The sequence below is a fragment of the Achromobacter sp. SX5 genome (assembly GCF_056711425.1).
Map to the genome: position 1 here is coordinate 1,843,032 of NZ_CM160041.1, position 16,302 is coordinate 1,859,333.

Annotated in this window: 17 protein-coding genes; all 17 read left to right on the forward strand. The window is 69.6% G+C overall.

Features of this window, described 5'->3' with window-relative positions:
• The first annotated feature begins 353 nt into the window (after window positions 1-353).
• The 17 genes from AC1M14_RS08705 to AC1M14_RS08785 all read left to right on the forward strand — a co-directional run bounded on the left by AC1M14_RS08705 (window position 354) and on the right by AC1M14_RS08785 (window position 16,246).
• Window positions 354-1,184 carry an MHYT domain-containing protein gene (locus AC1M14_RS08705; RefSeq protein ID WP_111824639.1) on the forward strand — a complete coding sequence of 277 codons (831 nt, stop codon included), beginning with the start codon at window positions 354-356 and terminating at the stop codon, window positions 1,182-1,184.
• A 137-nt stretch (window positions 1,185-1,321) separates the two neighbouring features.
• A complete protein-coding gene (locus AC1M14_RS08710; RefSeq protein WP_440130625.1) occupies window positions 1,322-1,486 on the forward strand; it encodes a Flp family type IVb pilin in 165 nt (54 codons plus the stop codon).
• 155 nt (window positions 1,487-1,641) lie between these two features.
• Window positions 1,642-2,115 carry a prepilin peptidase gene (locus AC1M14_RS08715; protein WP_102772446.1) on the forward strand — a complete coding sequence of 158 codons (474 nt, stop codon included), beginning with the start codon at window positions 1,642-1,644 and terminating at the stop codon, window positions 2,113-2,115.
• Complete coding sequence (locus AC1M14_RS08720; protein WP_246842340.1) at window positions 2,115-2,549, forward strand: TadE/TadG family type IV pilus assembly protein; 435 nt, start codon at window positions 2,115-2,117, stop codon at window positions 2,547-2,549. Before AC1M14_RS08715 ends, AC1M14_RS08720 begins: the two co-directional genes overlap by 1 nt.
• 1 nt (window position 2,550) lies before the next feature.
• Window positions 2,551-3,033, forward strand: coding sequence for a TadE/TadG family type IV pilus assembly protein (locus tag AC1M14_RS08725; RefSeq protein ID WP_102772445.1), 483 nt, complete (start codon window positions 2,551-2,553; stop codon window positions 3,031-3,033).
• Window positions 3,030-3,986 carry a Flp pilus assembly protein CpaB gene (cpaB, locus tag AC1M14_RS08730; protein ID WP_102772444.1) on the forward strand — a complete coding sequence of 319 codons (957 nt, stop codon included), beginning with the start codon at window positions 3,030-3,032 and terminating at the stop codon, window positions 3,984-3,986. Before AC1M14_RS08725 ends, cpaB begins: the two co-directional genes overlap by 4 nt.
• A 65-nt stretch (window positions 3,987-4,051) precedes the next feature.
• Window positions 4,052-5,413, forward strand: a complete 1,362-nt coding sequence (locus tag AC1M14_RS08735; protein WP_111824640.1) for a type II and III secretion system protein family protein — start codon at window positions 4,052-4,054, stop codon at window positions 5,411-5,413.
• Window positions 5,410-6,747, forward strand: coding sequence for a response regulator/pilus assembly protein (locus AC1M14_RS08740; protein WP_168202095.1), 1,338 nt, complete (start codon window positions 5,410-5,412; stop codon window positions 6,745-6,747). Before AC1M14_RS08735 ends, AC1M14_RS08740 begins: the two co-directional genes overlap by 4 nt.
• A gap of 33 nt (window positions 6,748-6,780) precedes the next feature.
• Window positions 6,781-8,145, forward strand: a complete 1,365-nt coding sequence (locus tag AC1M14_RS08745; protein ID WP_102772441.1) for a TadA family conjugal transfer-associated ATPase — start codon at window positions 6,781-6,783, stop codon at window positions 8,143-8,145.
• Complete coding sequence (locus tag AC1M14_RS08750) at window positions 8,145-9,071, forward strand: type II secretion system F family protein (RefSeq protein WP_102772440.1); 927 nt, start codon at window positions 8,145-8,147, stop codon at window positions 9,069-9,071. The genes AC1M14_RS08745 and AC1M14_RS08750 overlap by 1 nt, the downstream gene beginning before the upstream one ends.
• An 11-nt stretch (window positions 9,072-9,082) precedes the next feature.
• On the forward strand, window positions 9,083-10,081 hold the full coding sequence (locus tag AC1M14_RS08755; protein ID WP_102772439.1) for a type II secretion system F family protein: 999 nt from the start codon (window positions 9,083-9,085) through the stop codon (window positions 10,079-10,081).
• An 11-nt stretch (window positions 10,082-10,092) separates the two neighbouring features.
• Entirely contained in the window at window positions 10,093-10,944 is an 852-nt protein-coding gene (locus AC1M14_RS08760) for a tetratricopeptide repeat protein (protein ID WP_258231371.1), read from the forward strand.
• A gap of 24 nt (window positions 10,945-10,968) precedes the next feature.
• The gene (locus AC1M14_RS08765; protein ID WP_102772438.1) at window positions 10,969-11,391 is read left to right on the forward strand and encodes a DUF3613 domain-containing protein; all 423 of its coding nucleotides are present in this window, start codon (window positions 10,969-10,971) and stop codon (window positions 11,389-11,391) included.
• Window positions 11,392-11,417: 26 nt separating this feature from the next.
• Window positions 11,418-13,532, forward strand: a complete 2,115-nt coding sequence (locus tag AC1M14_RS08770; protein WP_479731414.1) for a TadG family pilus assembly protein — start codon at window positions 11,418-11,420, stop codon at window positions 13,530-13,532.
• A 49-nt stretch (window positions 13,533-13,581) separates the two neighbouring features.
• Entirely contained in the window at window positions 13,582-14,949 is a 1,368-nt protein-coding gene (locus AC1M14_RS08775; RefSeq protein WP_479731415.1) for a sigma 54-interacting transcriptional regulator, read from the forward strand.
• Window positions 14,950-15,010: 61 nt separating this feature from the next.
• Window positions 15,011-15,721 carry a DUF2968 domain-containing protein gene (locus tag AC1M14_RS08780; RefSeq protein WP_102772435.1) on the forward strand — a complete coding sequence of 237 codons (711 nt, stop codon included), beginning with the start codon at window positions 15,011-15,013 and terminating at the stop codon, window positions 15,719-15,721.
• Window positions 15,722-15,787: 66 nt separating this feature from the next.
• The gene (locus AC1M14_RS08785) at window positions 15,788-16,246 is read left to right on the forward strand and encodes a DUF1178 family protein (protein ID WP_479731416.1); all 459 of its coding nucleotides are present in this window, start codon (window positions 15,788-15,790) and stop codon (window positions 16,244-16,246) included.
• Window positions 16,247-16,302 lie beyond the last annotated feature (56 nt).

Below are 16,302 nucleotides of genomic sequence, written 5' to 3' on the forward strand. Positions count from 1 at the left end.
CTGACTAAAATGACAATTTATTTCATTGGACCATATAGTGAATTAGCGTTTTCGCTAAGTTGTTGCAAATTTGAAACTGCATAAACTGGCGTGTTTGATAGATAACCATATGTTTTTCAATGAGATATTCTTAACTTAAAGAACGTTATTTACATTTAAATACAGCATTATTGCGAATATAAGGGAAAACCCTGATGTGTATTAAATGGTAATATACAAGACTACAAATAACGTATCTTCTCATTGCATCGAAATGTTCAGCCCAAGGAAATCCGCAAGTTTGAAAAGGGTGACCGCAAGCAGAATCATGGGCCCGCAGCGCTGCGTGCGGCCAGTTTCAAAAGAGGCTGTCCATGACGTCAGGTGAAATCGTTCCGCTTTCGTTCCACGGTGGCCTGGTGGCGCTTTCGTTTTTCGTTGCGGTGCTCGGTTCCTACGTGGCGATGCTGGCCGCGGCGGGTATCCGGGCGGAAACCCGCGATGGCGAAATCCGTTTCGGCTACATACTGATCGGCGCCGTCGCAATGGGCGGAGTCGGTATCTGGAGCATGCATTTCATCGGTATGCAGGCCCAGAACCTGCCTTTCGACGTGGGTTATCAATTCGACCTCACGCTGCTCAGTTTCCTGGTCGCCGCGGGTTTTTCCGGCTGGGCATTCTGGTTTGTCGGCCGCCAGCGTTTTACTTTCCTGCGCTGCCTGACGGGCGGCGTGGCCACCGGGCTGGGCGTGGTCTCCATGCATTATGTGGGCATGAGCGCCATGCGCATGCCGGCCGTGCTGGCCTGGGACCTGCCCATGGTGACGGCCTCGGTGTTTATCGCCGTGGTGGCCGCGTCGGCCGCATTGTGGCTCGCCTTCAATACCCAGAACGAACGCCAGCGCGCCGGCGCGGCCATTTTGATGGCGGTGGCGATCTGCGGCATGCATTACACCGGCGCCGCGGCCGGGACCGTGGTCTGCACCACGTCCCGCGAATATTCGGGCGCGCAGATCGGCGGCGCAATGCTGCCCTATATCGCGTTTGCATTATCCGTGGCGACCATGCTGCTGATGCGCTGGCATCTGCAGCGGGCGTCCCGGCGGTTTCGCGTGCGCACGGCGCAGCGCATTGACTCGATCATTGAATCGGCGCCGGTGGCGCATCCGGGCAAGTATCCCGGGTCCGTCCAGGGGCCGGAATAAGCAGGATTCCGGACGCGCGCCGCCTTGCAGTAGCGACGGTGTGCGAGTGGTTCTGGAAGTGTGGCCGGGCCTGCCGCCGGCGGGGCGGCTTGATGATCAATCGAGACCAGTGAGGTTCGAAAATGAAGCAAAAACTCATGCAATTCTGGAATGAAGAAGAGGGCATCACCGCGCTCGAATACGGCCTGATCGCCGGCATGATCGCGGTGGCGCTGCTGGCCGTGGTGGGCACGTTCACCGACGCGCTCGAAGGCCTGTTCACGGGACTGGGCGGCGCGCTGAGCGACAACACGCCGGGCTGATCCCGATCGCTTCCCATGCCGCGACGGCGGGCCGCCCGCCCGCTGCCGCGGCTCCCGTCCAGCTTTTTTTATTTGATTCGAGAAGCACGCCGCGCGTCCGCTGTCGTATCCGATTTCCGATTCTTGAAGGTCCTGCCTTGTCTCCAGGGGAAGCATTGTGGTGGTTGCTGTTCGCAAGCTGGAATCTGGCGCTGGTCTACAACGACCTGCGCTACCGCCGCGTCCCGAACGCCTTGGTGGTGTCGGGGTTCGCGCTTCAGCTGCTGTGGCTGCTGGCCGCGTGGCTGGCCCCCGGCTGGGCCTATCCGCCGCGCTGGTCCGGCTGGCTCATGGCCTGGCTGGGGTTCGCCGCGGCGCTGCCGTTCCTGCTGCTGTGGAGCCGGCGCCTGATGGGCGCGGGCGACGTCAAGGCCATCGCCGTGCTGGGACTGCTGCTGGGGCTGCCTGCGCTGTTGGCGGTGCTCGTGCTGTCGAGCCTGCTGGCGGGCCTGCATGCCTTGCTGGTGCTGGCGCTCTCGCGCGTGTGGGCGCCGGGCGCGCGGCTGCGCCAGATTCCGTACGCCGCGTACATGGGAATCGCCGCGCTCAGCGTGGCGTCTATGCCCTGGAATTCGGCCTGGTATTCGTAGTGTTCTTCCTGTTGTTCTACGGGATTCTGACTTATTCGCTGGTCGCCGCCGCACAGAACTCCGTCGCGCTGGCCGCGCAGGACGGCGCGCGCAAGATCCTGCAATGGCAGGGCGGCGCCGCTTCGCTGGCGGCGCGGGCCGGGGCGGGACGCGACACCGCGCTGCAGCGGGCCGAATGGATCAGCACGCTGTCGGCCTCGCCGGTGCGGGTGGCGGTGTGCGGCAGCGCGGGCGCGCTGAGCAGTTCGGGCGGCGGCGCATGCAGCGGCCTGCCGCTGGCCGACGGCCAGATCGAAGTGACCGTGTCCTATCCGTATGGCGCCCATCCGCTCATCCCCACGGTGCCGCTGCTGCGCACGGCGCTGATGCCGGCCTCCGGCGTGCTGAGCGCGCGCGCGACCGTGCATCTGGACCAGCTGGACGGGGAGGGCTGAGATGCGCACCCCTCATCCGCTCCATTGCCGGCCGCGGCGCCAGCGCGGCGTCGCGGCGCTGGAGTTTTCGCTGACCCTGATCGTGCTGCTGCTGTTCATCTGCGGCGTGCTGGGCGTGAGCGCGCTGTTCTGGATGCAGCAGCAACTGGCCGCGGCCGCGACCGACGGCGCGCGCGCCGCGGTTTCGGCCCGCTACAACGGCGAGCCCGACGTGCCGGCGGCGGCCTGTTCCGCCGCCATGAGCGCGTTCTCGTCCGGCTCCAGCGTGGTGTGCGCGGCCTCGCGCGCGCCTTGCGAGTGGAGCGGCCCGGCCGGCCGGCAGTCCGACTGCGCCACCGTGAACCTGACTTATGAAACCCAGTCCTGGCCCTTGCTGGCCACCCTGCAGGGCCTGATCACCTCGTTGCCGGGCATGGGCCGGAACTGGATTCCCAACCAATTGCATTCGCAAGCCGTCGTACAGATATCGCAGGGGACACCATGAGCAGTTTGAGCAAGATCGTCGCAGGGATGTTGTTGGTAGCGGGGCTGGTGCTGGCCTTCATCGCCTGGAGGCTGGCGTCCGCGCCGGCCAGCGCGCCAGCCGCCGCGGCGTCGGCGCCCGCGCCGGCGGCGCCGGTCGCCGCGCCCGTCAAGCGCTATCCGGTGGTCGTGGCCAAGACGCCGATCGCGGCCGGCACGCGCATCGACGCGGCCCGGATGCTGGAAGTGGCGCAGTGGCAGGCGGCGCTGTCGGGCGGCTATGAGGCGGCCGCGCCGCTGGAAGGCGCAGTGGCCAAGGTCGATATCGCCGCGGGCGATCCCATGCTGCCCAGCCTGCTGGCGCAGGGACTGGCGCGCCAGCTCAAGGAAGGAGAACGCGCCGTGGCCATCGCGGTCGACGAAGTCGTGGGCGGCGGCAACCGCATCGGTCCGGGCGACTGGGTCGACGTGTTCTTCATGATCGAGAAAGGCCAGGAAGTGCCTGGCGCGCAGGCGCGCCTGCTGCAATCGCAGCTGCGCGTGCTGGCCTACGGCAAGGCTTCGGTGGACGGTCCGGAGGAAAAGCCGGCAGGGCAGGCGGGCGTGCCGAACCAGCCGGCCAAGACCGCGGTCCTGGCCGTGCCGCTGGAACGCGTCAATGAACTGATGCTGGCCAGCCGCGCCGGCCGCCTGCAGCTGGCGCTGCGGCCGCTGGGCGACGAGGCCCTGCCGGACACGGAATTGTTCGTGCAGCGCGGCAGCGTGCTGCCGGTGCGCGCCGACCTGACGCCGGCCCAGCGCGATGCGCTCAAGCTCGCGCCGAACCGCGCCTATGCCGGCGAAAGCCTGGTGCAGCTCGACGGCACCACGACGGCGGCGCGTACGCCCGCGGCCGTGGCGCGCGGCGCGAATGCCGGCGGCGGCCGGTCGGTGGAAATCGTGCGCGGCGACAAGACCGAGCGCGTGCGTTACTGACAGCGGCCGCGGGGCCGATGCGGGCCCCGGCGGCTGGACTCTCCCAAATAACTCGATCCAGCACCATGAAGAAACATCAGCGCACCACCGTCATCTGTGTCCTGTCGGCGCTTGCCGCGTTCGGCTGCGGCGCGAGCGCCGTAGCGCAAACCGCGGCGCCGGCCGCGAGCGCGCCGGCGCCGGTCCGCGACCTGAACCTGGCGGTCAAGGGCCAGCAGACCCTGCTGCTGGACGGCGCCGTGCCCTCGCGCCTGGCCATCGGCGACCCGGAAGTGGCCGACGTCAAGATCCTGCCCGCCGGCGGCAAGCGCGCGGGCGCCATCCTGGTCTACGGCAAGAAGGCCGGCACCACGCAGCTGCAGGTCTGGAGCGGCTCCAATCCCGCGCCCCAGGTCTGGAACCTGCGCGTGGGCGGCAGCGTGCAGGGCGCGCTGGCCAGCCGCGGCATCGCCGGCGGCGCCAACATCGACATCGCCGGCGACCGCGCGGTGGTGTCCGGCCACGCCGAAACGCCGATGGGGCAGGTCGCGTCCGTGGCGATGGCGGCCTCGGCCGTGGGCGGGGAAAAGAACGTGGTGGACGTGTCCTCGGCCGGCACCAGCGGCGTGGTGCAGGTGGAGGTAAAAGTGGTCGAGGTGTCGCGCTCCGTCATGAAAGAAGCGGGCATCAACTGGTCGGCCGGCGGCAGCGGCCCGTGGAGCGCCAGCGCCAGCCTGGTGCCGGCCAACCTGGGCGCGGCGGCCTCGGGCTTCTCGCTGTTCTACGACACCAACAACTTCTCGGCCAATCTGCGGCTGCTGCAGAACAACGGCATGGCGCGCGTGCTGGCCGAGCCCACGCTGGTGGCGCTGACGGGCCAGAGCGCCAGCTTCCTGGCCGGCGGCGAGCTGCCCATCCCTGAATCCGGCGGGCTGGGCACCGTGTCGGTCACGTTCAAGCCGTTCGGCATCGGCCTGACCGTCACGCCCACCGTGCTGTCGCGCGACCGCATCTCGCTGAAGGTGGCGCCCGAGGCCAGCGAACTCGATTACAGCAACGGCATCGCGATCAGCAACGGCGAGAACTCCGCCTCCATCATTCCGGCGCTGCGCACGCGCCGCGCGGACACCACGGTGGAGCTGGGCGACGGCGAGAGCTTCGTGATCAGCGGCCTGGTGTCGCGCCAGACCAAGGCGATGGTCAGCAAGGTGCCGCTGCTGGGCGACCTGCCCATCATCGGCACTTTCTTCCGCAGCCTGGACTACAAGCAGGAGGACACCGAGCTGGTCATCGTGGTGACGCCGCGCCTGGTGCGCCCCATCGCGCGCGGCGTCACGCTGCCGCTGCCGGGGGCCAGGCAGGAGCGCGCCGACAACGGCTTCAACGCCTGGGGCTATTACCTGACCGGCCCGATGGGCGGCCAGCAGATGCCGGGATTTTCGCGGTGAACGATATGAAGACACATACGAGCGAATGGAAGGGCCTGCAGAACGGCAGGCGATTCCTGTTCTGCTCCCGCGGGGCGGACATCGCCGCCCAGCTGGGGCAGGCGCTGGGCGACATGGGCATGCTGACCCAGGAGTCGCCCGGCACGGAAGAACTGGCGCGGCGCCTGGCGGACATCGCGCCGCAGGTGGTGTTCCTGGACTTCACGCTGAGCGAGGACGAGCCCGGCAAGCTGTTCAAGTCGGCCGAGCTGGCGCGCCTGCTGGCGCGCATCGCGCCCAGCCTGCCGCGCGTGGCGGTGGGGCTGCTGAGCCAGCCCGAAGGCGCGATCGCGGCCCTGCGCGCCGGGGTCAGCGACTTCGTCGATCCCACGGTGGCGCCGCAGGAAATCAAGGAAATCGTGCAGCGCCTGATGAACGCGCAGGCGGGCGACGCGCCCGGCGGCGGATCGCGGCGCAGCGTGCTGCTGCTGAGCGCGCGCCCCGGCGTGGGCGCCAGCACGCTGGCCGTGCACCTGGCCGGCATGGTGCAGGACCGCCTCAAACAGGCCCATTGCGCGCGCAACGCGGCCGGTGGCAAGGCTGCGCGCGCGGCCGCGGCCGAGCCCGGCTCGACGCTGCCGCTGTCGAGCCGCGTGGCGCTGATGGACCTGGGCTGGCCAGTGGGAGACTGCCAGCTGTACCTGAACATCGGCGGCGACTTCGACTTCGCCGAGGCGGCGCGCAACCTGCGCCGCCTGGACTCCACGTTGCTGGGCTCGGCCATGCCGCACACGGCCAATGGTCTGAGCGTGCTGTCGCTGCCGCGCGACCTGGCGCAGATGCGCGACGCCTCGCTGTCCGATTCGCTGCTGGTGTTCGAGCGCATGCGCCAGCATTTCGGCGTGGTGGTGGCCGATGCCGGCGGCTTCACCAATCCCGAATTCGTGGCCGGCCTGGCGCGCGCCTCGGAGCAGAACTGGATCGTGACGGACCAGAGCGTGGGCGCGCTGGTGTCGCTGGCCGGCCTGCTGCAGGAGCTGGAGCAGATGCACGTGGACCGCCGCAGCCTGGGGCTGATCGTCAACCGCTACGACGAGCGCTACGGCATGACCGCGCAGCAGATCGCCGAGCGCTTCCAGCTGGACCTGGTGGGCACGCTGCCCGACCGCACGCTGGCGCTGATGGTGTGCACCAACCAGGGCCATCTGCTGCATGAAGAAGCCGAACGCGACATCTACGTGCGCGCGGTGCAGGCGCTGGCCGAAAAACTGAGCGCCCACGAACACGCCGCCGGCGGGCGCGCCGGCTGGCTCGCGACCTGGCTGCCCGGCGTGCACCGCCGCATGGCGGGTTGACGGCAACACGGACGGACAGCAACGGAATCCCACATGATCATGACAGCGACGGTTGAGTTCGGCGGCGAAGGCGACTCCGGTTTTTCGGCGTCGAACCGCTATCAGGAAGTGAAGACGGCGGCCTACGAGCACCTGCTTTCCCGCATCGAGGAGCTGGGCGCCGAGTTCGGCCGCTGGGCGCGCTCGGCGATCCAGGAGTTCGTGGACATCGAGGTCGCGAGCTTCGTGCGGCTGCGCAGGGTGCCGATCAACGAAGGCGAGATGCGGCAGATCGCCGAGGCCCTGACCAAGGAACTGGCGGGCCTGGGGCCGCTGGAGGACCTGCTGGCGGACCCGGCGGTGGAAGACATCCTGATCAACGGCTACGACAACGTGTTCGTGTCGCGCCGCGGCGTGCTGGCGCGCGAGACGCTGCGTTTCACCGACAATCAGCACGTGCTGCGCATCGTGCGCCGCATCCTGGCGCCCATCGGCCGCCGCCTGGACGAGTCCAGCCCCATGGTGGACGCGCGCCTGCCCGACGGCGGGCGGCTGAACGTGGTGATCGAGCCGCTGGCGGTGGACGGCCCCATGGTGTCGATCCGCAAGTTCCGCCAGGACCCGCTCAAGCCGGCCGACCTGCTGACGCTGGGCACGTTCGACGAAGAGATCTACCGGCTGCTGCACGAGGCGGTGAAGAACCGCTGCAACATCCTGGTGTCCGGCGGCACCAGTTCGGGCAAGACTTCGCTGCTCAATGCGCTGGCGTTCTTCATCCCCGGCACCGAGCGCGTGGTCACGGTCGAGGACACGGCCGAACTGTCGCTCAATCACCCGCACGTAGTGCGGCTGGAATCGCGCCAGGGCGGCTTCGACGGCAGCGGCGCGGTGACCATCCGCGAGCTGATCCGCAACAGCCTGCGGATGCGCCCGGACCGCGTGGTGGTGGGCGAAGTGCGCGGCGCCGAAGTCATGGACATGCTGCAGGCCATGAACACCGGGCACGAAGGCTCCATGGCCACCATCCACGCCAACTCGCCGCGCGAGTGCCTGTACCGGATCGAGATGCTGGCGGGCTTCGCCGGCTTCCAGGGCAGCGAGGACAGCCTGCGCCGCCAGATCGCCAGCGCGCTCGACTTCATCGTGCAGATCGGCCGCCTGTCCAACGGCAAGCGCCGCGTGCTGTCGGTGACCGAGGTGACGGGCATGGGCGACAACGTGATTTCCACGCAGGAGCTGTACCGCCACGAAACCTTCCTGACGCCGGAGGGCGAGGAAAAAGACCGCTGGAAATGGCTGGGCATCCATCCGCATACGCCCAAGCTGGCCAGGATGCGCAGCGAGGCGCGCGCCAACGACGCCGCGTCCGGCGACGGCGATGGCGGCGGTGGCGGCGGGTTCTGGAGCCGGAGGCGCTGATGGAGCGGGTCCTGATACTGGCCGGCCTGGCGCTGGCGCTGATGCTGGGCGCGGCGCTGCTGTGGCGCCACGCCAGCCGCGGCGCGCGCCGCGCCGCGAGCTCGGCGTTCCTGGAGAACCAGCTCAACCGCGTGCGCGACGCGCGCCCGGACGACGACACGTTCGCGGCCGGTTCGCGCGCCATGCGCAGCGGCCTGCTGGGATGGGACCGCCTGCTGCTGGTGGCCGGCATACGCCAGAGCCCCGGCTTCTATCTGCGCCTGGCGGCGCCGCTGTTCGGCGGCGCGGCGCTGGCCTGGCTGCTGCTGGGCGGGCTGTCCGGCGCGGTGACGCTGGTGCTGGTGGCGGTGCTGGAGTATTTCCTGCTGTGGCTGCGCGCCGACAAGCGCCAGCGCCGCATGATCGCGCAGCTGCCGGCGTTCCTGGACAACATCGTGCGCCTGGTCACCATCGGCAACAGCATGGGCTCGGCCTTCCAGACCGCCGCCGCCAACACCGACGAACCCTTGCGCGAAGTGGTGGAGACGGCGGCCAGCCTGAGCCGCTCGGCCAAGGAGCTGGACGCGGCGCTGGTGCACGTGTCGCGCCTGTACGGGCTGAAAGAGCTGTACATGATCGCCGCCGTGGTGTCGCTGGCGATGCGCTTCGGCGGGCGCAGCGACCAGGTGCTGGAGCGCATGGCCGCGTTCATGCGCGACGTGGCCCAGGCGCGCAACGAACTGTCGGCCAGCTCGGCCGAGGTGCGGCTGTCGGCCTGGATACTGGCGCTGCTGCCGGTGGGGATCGCCGGCTTCATCATCGTGACCAACAACAATCTCTTCATGGGACTGTGGCACGACCCGGCGGGCTTCAAGATGCTGGTGACCGCGGTGGCGCTGCAGATCGGCGGCAGCTACTGGCTGTACCGCATGGCCAAGTCGATCTGAGGAGAGGCGCGATGCATATCCTGCAGTCCTGGAACGCCTCGACCACGCTGGCCGCGGCGCTGATGCTGATCGCGGCGGCCATGCTGGTGCTGGGCGTGGGTCTGGTGCGGCGCCTGCGCGGCCAGAGCCGCAGCCGCCAGGTGGTGGACCAGGCGCTGGCGGCGCGCCAGATGGGCGAGGGCGCGGCCGCGCCGCTGCCGGCCGCCGACGCGCAGGGCCGCCTCGCGGCCGCCGCGCGCGCCGCCGATTCGTTCGGCAGGCGCCTGAGCCAGGGGCGCCTGGCCGATGCGCTCCTGGCCGCCGAAGACCGCAAGCTGGTGGACATGGCCGGCTATGCCGACGCCGCCACGGCCCGCTCGCGCTTCGTGGTGGCGCGCTTCGGCCTGGCGCTGCTGCTGCCGGTGGCGGCGGTGACGGCGGGCCTGCGTTATGGCCACATCGGCTCGTTGGGCGGCATGCTGCTCGCCGCTTTCTTCGGCTTCGGGTTCGGCTACATGCTGCCCAAATGGGCCTTGCGCCGCCGCGTGGCGCGCCGCCGGCGCCTGGCGGCGGACGAACTGCCGCTGCTGGTGGACCTGCTGCGCCTGCTGCAGGGCGTGGGGCTGTCCATCGACCAGAGCCTGCAGGTGCTGGTGGCGGAATTCGGCCAGGTGCTGCCGGTGCTGTCGCAGGAACTGCGGCTGGCCTCCGAACTCTACGTGCGCGGCCGCACGCGCGAACAGTCGCTGGCGCGGCTGGCGACCGGCTTCGACAACGACGATCTGTCCGCCATCTGCCGCCTGATCGCGCAGGTGGACCAGCACGGCGGCGCGGTGCAGGAGCCGCTGAACCGCTTCGGCGAACGGCTGCGCGAATCGCGCCGCCTGGAGCTGAAGGAGCGGGTCGGCAAGACCACCGTCAAGATGACGGGCGTCATGATCGTGACCCTGCTGCCGGCGCTGCTGATCGTCACGGGCGGAGCGGGATTCATAGCGGTGATACGCGCGTTGTCGCGCATGGGGGGAACATGATGGCGGGCGCGATGAATTGGCGGCGCGGCTGCGCGCGCGGCATGGCCGCGGCGGCGGTGCTGGCGGGCCTGGCGGGGTGCAAGAGCAACGGCGCCGAGTCGGCGTGGCAGCTGATCCAGCAACAGCAGCAGGAGCAGGCGCTGGCGCGCCAGCAGGAAGACGAGGCCCAGGGCCGCAACCGGCCGCGCGAGCCGGAGATGATGCTGTCGATGATCGCCGAGGCGCAGCGCCAGGAGCGCTATTTCGCGTCGCTGGCCTACATCGACGCCTATCAGCAGAAGTTCGGCGCCGACAGCCGCGTGGCCGTCATGCGCGCCGACGCGCTGCGCCAGACCGGCCAGACCGCCGCCAGCGAACAGGCCTACCGCGCGCTGACCCGCGGCGAGCAGGCCGCGCAGGGCTGGCATGGCCTGGGCCTGATCGCCGGCGGCCGCGGCCAGTACGAGCAGGCGGCCGACGACTTCGCGCAGGCGGCGCGGCTGGCGCCGATGAACGCGCAGATCCTGGGCGACCTGGGCTACGCCAGGCTGCGCGCCGGCGACCTGAACGGCGCCCGCGTGCCGCTGGGCCAGGCGGCCGAACTCGCGCCCGAGAACGGCCGGGTGCTGGCCAATATGGCGGTGCTGCTGCTGGTCGAAGGCGACCCGCTCAAGGCGCAGCGCCTGATGGACCAGGCGCAGCTGGGCGAGGAGGCCCGCGGCCAGGTGCTGCGCCTGGCTGCCGAGATCCGCGGCCAGGTCGCGCCCATGCCCATGCCCGCGGCCGGCCTGCCGGCCACCCGCGTCTCCGGCGCGGGCGGCGCCGTGATGCCGATGATGAGCCCCTTGATGGAGGGCCTGGGCAACGGGCCCATCGTGCGTTAACCGTATTCAGCCAGGAATTTCGACATGTCCCACATCCGTTCCTACACCACGCTGCTGTTCTCCGCCCTGGCGCTGGCCGCGCCCGCCGCGCATGCGCAGTCGAATGCGCCGCTGACCGGCGGCATGGCCGCCGGCGCGCCGACGCCCGCGGCCCCGACCGCCCCGGCTGCGGCGCCGGCCGCCATGCCCGACCGTCCGGTGGTACAGCAGGTTTCCACGCCGCTGCCGCAACAGGCTAGCGCCGCGCCGCAGGAGGCCGCGCCGGAAGCGTTCGGCGACGTCACGCGCGGCCTGCTGGCGGCGCAGGCCGACGGCCGGCGCGCGGGCGGCGCGCTGCCCATCCTGGGGCCGGTGTCCACCGCCGCCTGGAACCGCTATCTGGACAGCTTCAAGCACCCGATCCCCGAGTGGCTGCAGAAGCGCGTCGAAACCAAGAACACAAACTGATGCCCGGACCCGAGCCGGAACCGAACATGCGCGCTCATTCTTCGCGTCCCGTCCCGTTGCCGCGTCAGCGCGGCAGCATCACCGTGGCCGTGGTCTTCGCGATCCTGGTGGGGGTGGTGCTGCTGGGCGCGGCGCAGCTGGCCTACAGCTTCTACATGAAGCGCGAGATGCAGAAGGGCGCGGACCTTGCCGCGCTGTCGGCGGTGCAGGCGCTGGGGCTGGGCGCGCCAGCCGATTGCGCGCCGGCGATCGCGGCCGGCCGCGCCTCGGCGCGGCGCAACATCCCCACGCTGATCGACCGCTTCACGGACGCCGACATCACCGTCGAATGCAAGGTCTGGGACCCGGACCGCGCCGACGCCGCCGGCATGCACCTGTTCGATCCGGCCGGTGACGAGGCGTTCAACGCCGTGCGCGTGACGGTCAGCAAGCGGCTGAGCCGCATCATCCCCAGCTTCAGCGGCGGCGATGGCGGCCTGCCGGCCTCGGTCTCGGCGGTGGCGGCCAATTCCAGGCCGGTCGCCGTCTTCTCGGTCGGCTCGCGCCTGCTGCGCCTGGAGCGCGGCGGCCTGCTGTCGCGGCTGCTGGCCACCGTCGGCGCCTCGCCGGCCCAGCTCGACGTGCTGGACGCGGCCGGGCTGGCCAACGTCCAGATCACGCCGGCCGGCCTGCTCAAGGCCCTGGGCCTGCCGCTGTCGGTCGCAACCGGCGTGGGCACGCCCGAACAGCTGGCGGCCGTGGAGAACCTGACGCTGGGCCAGCTGCTCAACGCGACCCTGAGCGTCATCGACAAAATGGGCACGGCCAGCGCCGACGTGGGGCTGCTGGCCCGGGCCATCGGCGTGGCGCTGGACGTGATGCCGCTGGACCTGCCGGTCAAGCTGTTCGGCGACGGCGGCCTGCTCGACCTGTCGGTGCAGGGCGGCGGCGCGCATTCCGCGCTGCAGGCCGACATCAACGCGCGCAACATCCTGGAGACCTCGCTGGTGATCGCCAACGGCGAGAACCTCATCAACCTCGGGCTGAGCGTGCCGCTGCTGGGCGTGGACGCGCAGGTGCGCGTGGTCGAGCCGCCTTCCATCGGCATCGGCGGCGTGGGCGCGCGCGCCACCAGCGCCGGCATCCGCGTGTACCTGCGGGTCAATACCGCCACCATCCCGCTGGTCGGCCCGCTGCTGTCGGACACGCTGGGCACCCGCGTGGACCTGCCCATCATCATCGACGTGGCGCAATCGACCGGCACCGTCAGCAAGCTGTGCGAGGCGCCGCTGACCGAATCGCAGGCCGTCATCGACGTGTCTTCGTCGCTGGTGAACCTGTGCCTGGGCAGCTTCCCCGCCATGCAGTCCAGCACCGACCGGGACCCGAATCATTTCGTGTCGCTGACCAATAGCTGCGAGTCCTCGGCCTCGGCCGCCATCGGACGCCACGAGGTGCTGAACGTGCTGGGCATCCTGCCGCTGACCGCCAAGATCGCCGACCCGCCGCTGTCGGTGTTTCCGTCGTCCACGCCGGTATCGGTGCTGCTGACCGAGCCGCCGTCGCCGAACTCCAGCACCACGATCAACGCCTCCCAGGTCGACCTGGCGCAGCTGGCGTCCAACCTGTCGGACGCGCTGATCGGCGGCATCCTGGGCGATCTGTTCAGTACCGGCACGCCGCTGACGGACAAGGAGCGCGCGGACCTTGCCGCCAGGCTGGTGGGCGGCGACGCCTCGCATGCCGGCAAGACCGTGTCCAAGGTCGTCAACGACATGCAGTGGTCCAAGGACGCGATGGAGCGGCTCGGCACTCGCCTGAGCACCGGCGGCCTGACCGGCGTGCTGGGCGGCACGCTGCAGCTGGTCGGCGGCATCCTGAACACGCTGCTGGCGGCGCCGCTGAGCGACGTGGCCTGCTTCATGGCCGGCGGCCCCGACGATATCCGGCAATGCCGCGTCAAAGCGGTCGGCGCGCTCGCCCTGAGCGACGGCGGGCAGGTCGGCGGCGTGCTGTCGGTGGTCGTCGCGCTGCTGACGCCTTTGCTGGACACGCTGTCGGTGCTGCTGCAGCAGCTGCTCAATCTGCTGGGCCTGAGCCTGGGCCAGACCGACGTCTCCCTGATTTCCGTCGATTGCGGCAAGCCCCGCCTGGTGTACTGATGGTGAATATCGTGATTTCCGCTGCCTGTCTGCCCGCGAGGTTCGCGCCATGAGCCAGAAATTCATGCGCGACGAATTCGATCTCTATGTCTGGGAGGGCACCTCCGACATCGCCAGCCGCGCCGAGCGCTGCCTGGCCGGCATGGACGTGGCGCTGTTGCGGGCCGACGCCGGCACGGCCTTTCCGCCGCCGCGCGATGCCGGACGGCCGGCGGTGGCCCTGGTGTCGGTTTCGGTGATGGGCGATACGCGCTTCAGCGGCTACGACTGGCTGGCCGCGCAGGGCCTGCCCATCATCTGGGTGGCGTCCGAGGCGCGCGGGCGCGATCCGCGCTACTACCCGCCCGAATACTCGTACACGCTGCCGCCATCGTTCACCGCCTCCGATCTGCGCAAGCTGCTGTTCGAACTGCTGGGCGTGCTGGACCAGGTCAAGCGCGCCGCGCCCCGGCGCGAACAGCCGCTGATCGCGGTGTCTGCGCCGATGCGCGAACTGCTGGCCGAAGCCGAGCTGTACGCCGACTGCCGCAGCAACGTGCTGATCCACGGCGAAACCGGCGTGGGCAAGGAGCGCGTGGCGCGCCTGCTGCACGAGCGCGCGCCGTGGTCGGACGGCCCCTTCGTGGCGGTGAACTGCGGCGCCATTCCCGAAGGCCTGTTCGAGGCGCATTTCTTCGGCCACGCCAAGGGCGCGTTCACCGGCGCGATCGGCGCGCACAAGGGCTATTTCGAACAGGCCCACGGCGGCACGCTGTTCCTGGACGAGATCGGCGACCTGCCGCGCTACCAGCAGGTCAAGCTGCTGCGCGTGCTGGAGCAGAACAGCGTGACGCGCCTGGGCTCGACGGTGGAAGTGCCGGTGGACTTCCGCCTGATCGCCGCCACCAACAAGGACCTGCGCGCCCTGGTGGGGCAGGAGGAGTTCCGCGCCGACCTGTATTACCGGCTGGCGGTGATCGAACTGCGCATTCCCAACCTGGACGAGCGCGGCGGCGCCGAGAAGGCGGCGATCTTCCGCGCCCTGCTGGAGCGGCTGGGCGCGCCGGACGAGCCGCCGGCGTGGCTGCTGGAGCGCGTCGCGCAGACGCGCTTCGCCGGCAACGTGCGCGAACTGTCCAACGTGGCCGAGCGCGTGGCCATAATGCGACGCCAGCTCGGTGCCTGGGACCCGCCGCGCATCGAACGCATCTTCGGCCAGCTCGCCGAGCCGCTGGCGGCCGCCGGCGCGCAGTGCGAGCCGCCGGTGTTCACCGACGCCGAGCGCGCCGAACGCGCCCGCATCCTGGCGGCGCTGGACGGCAACGGCTGGCGCCGCCAGGATACCGCCAACGCGCTGGGAATCAGCCGCAAGGTGCTATGGGAAAAAATGCGCAAGCTGCACCTGGGCGCAGGGCAGGGAGAGGCCGCCGAGGTGTAAATCCAGGCGTCCTCGGTGAAATAAATTGCTATAGTTCCGCAAACTTTTTTTTGGGGTAGGCATGAAAGTCCACTTTATCCGTGGCGCCGCACGCATGGCGCTGTTGGGAACGGCCCTGTCCGGCCTGGCGGCCTGCGCCGTCGCGCAGCCCGAGGAGCCGCGTCCCACGGTTAAACAGGTGGAGGATACGCAGGCGGCGTCCACGCCCGTGACGCCGCCGGCGAGCGCGCCGGCGCTGGCCGCGCGGCCCTCGTCCACCGTTTCCGAACTGCAGTCGCTGATACAGAACCGCCAGGTTTCCGAACTGCGCACGGCCTATAACGGCACCTATGGCGCGAGCCTGCTGTTCAAGCCCGACGACTTGACCTATTACGTCGCGCTGTTCCAGCAGAAGGATTTCTGGCGCGTGCTGAAGACCCAGTCGGACAAGCAGGCCGAATCGACCTATCGCGCCTTCGCCGCCCAATCGGCGGACCTGGCCGAGGTGGACATCAAGCGCATCAAGCTGCAGGCCGAAACCGCCCACGCCGAAAAACTGCTGGCCACGCGCAGCGCCGAACTGAGCACCCTGCAGGCCGACCGCGCGCTGCGCCTGCAGCAGGAACAGCAGGTCGCCGCGCGCCAGGAACAGTCGCGCCAGGAAGCGACGGCGCTGGCCGAACAGGAAAAGGACGTGCGCCAGCAGCTGCGCGACCTGCAGCGCCAGATCGACGCGCTGCAGGCCCAGCAGGCCCAGGTGGCGGGCGCGCCGGCCCAGAAGCGCGGGAAGTAGCCCGAGGCGGGCGCGGGCCGGGCGGCGTTTTCTTGTATTCTGGCCATTGCACCCCATATGAATGCCATGGCTCTCAAAGTATTCGACCTCGAGTGCGAACACGGCCACCTCTTCGAAGGCTGGTTCGGTTCGCACGAAGACTATGACGCGCAGCAGGCGCGCGGCCTGGTCACGTGCCCCGTCTGTGCGTCGGCCAGCATTACCAAGCGCCTGTCGGCGCCGCGGCTGAACGTGGCCAATCTGCACGAGCCGGCTGCCCGGCCCGCCTTGCCGGCCAACGCCAGCGAAGCCGAAAAAATGGCGGCGCTGCAGGCCGTGGTCATGCGCCAGGTCCGCGCCGTGCTGCGCAACACCGAAAACGTCGGCGCGCGCTTTGCCGAAGAGGCCCGCCGCATCCATGCCGGCGACGCCGACGACAGGCCCATCCGCGGCACCGCCACGCCGCAGGAGCGCGCCGAACTGGCCGACGACGGCATCGAGGTGATGGCGGTACCCGACTTCCTGGACGACGAACGCCTGCAATAGAGAAAAGGCCCCCACGCCGCGCACGCTGCGCGTGCTTGCTGCCCCCCGAGGGGGCG

Excerpts from the sequence above, each read along its gene's own strand:
- AC1M14_RS08705 (WP_111824639.1), top strand. The coding sequence starts at position 354 with ATGACGTCAGGTGAAATCGTTCCGCTTTCGTTCCACGGTGGCCTGGTG.
- AC1M14_RS08710 (WP_440130625.1), top strand. The coding sequence starts at position 1,322 with ATGCAATTCTGGAATGAAGAAGAGGGCATCACCGCGCTCGAATACGGC.
- AC1M14_RS08725 (WP_102772445.1), top strand. The coding sequence starts at position 2,551 with ATGCGCACCCCTCATCCGCTCCATTGCCGGCCGCGGCGCCAGCGCGGC.
- cpaB (WP_102772444.1), top strand. The coding sequence starts at position 3,030 with ATGAGCAGTTTGAGCAAGATCGTCGCAGGGATGTTGTTGGTAGCGGGG.
- AC1M14_RS08735 (WP_111824640.1), top strand. The coding sequence starts at position 4,052 with ATGAAGAAACATCAGCGCACCACCGTCATCTGTGTCCTGTCGGCGCTT.
- AC1M14_RS08745 (WP_102772441.1), top strand. The coding sequence starts at position 6,781 with ATGATCATGACAGCGACGGTTGAGTTCGGCGGCGAAGGCGACTCCGGT.
- AC1M14_RS08750 (WP_102772440.1), top strand. The coding sequence starts at position 8,145 with ATGGAGCGGGTCCTGATACTGGCCGGCCTGGCGCTGGCGCTGATGCTG.
- AC1M14_RS08755 (WP_102772439.1), top strand. The coding sequence starts at position 9,083 with ATGCATATCCTGCAGTCCTGGAACGCCTCGACCACGCTGGCCGCGGCG.
- AC1M14_RS08760 (WP_258231371.1), top strand. The coding sequence starts at position 10,093 with ATGAATTGGCGGCGCGGCTGCGCGCGCGGCATGGCCGCGGCGGCGGTG.
- AC1M14_RS08765 (WP_102772438.1), top strand. The coding sequence starts at position 10,969 with ATGTCCCACATCCGTTCCTACACCACGCTGCTGTTCTCCGCCCTGGCG.
- AC1M14_RS08770 (WP_479731414.1), top strand. The coding sequence starts at position 11,418 with ATGCGCGCTCATTCTTCGCGTCCCGTCCCGTTGCCGCGTCAGCGCGGC.
- AC1M14_RS08775 (WP_479731415.1), top strand. The coding sequence starts at position 13,582 with ATGAGCCAGAAATTCATGCGCGACGAATTCGATCTCTATGTCTGGGAG.
- AC1M14_RS08780 (WP_102772435.1), top strand. The coding sequence starts at position 15,011 with ATGAAAGTCCACTTTATCCGTGGCGCCGCACGCATGGCGCTGTTGGGA.
- AC1M14_RS08785 (WP_479731416.1), top strand. The coding sequence starts at position 15,788 with ATGGCTCTCAAAGTATTCGACCTCGAGTGCGAACACGGCCACCTCTTC.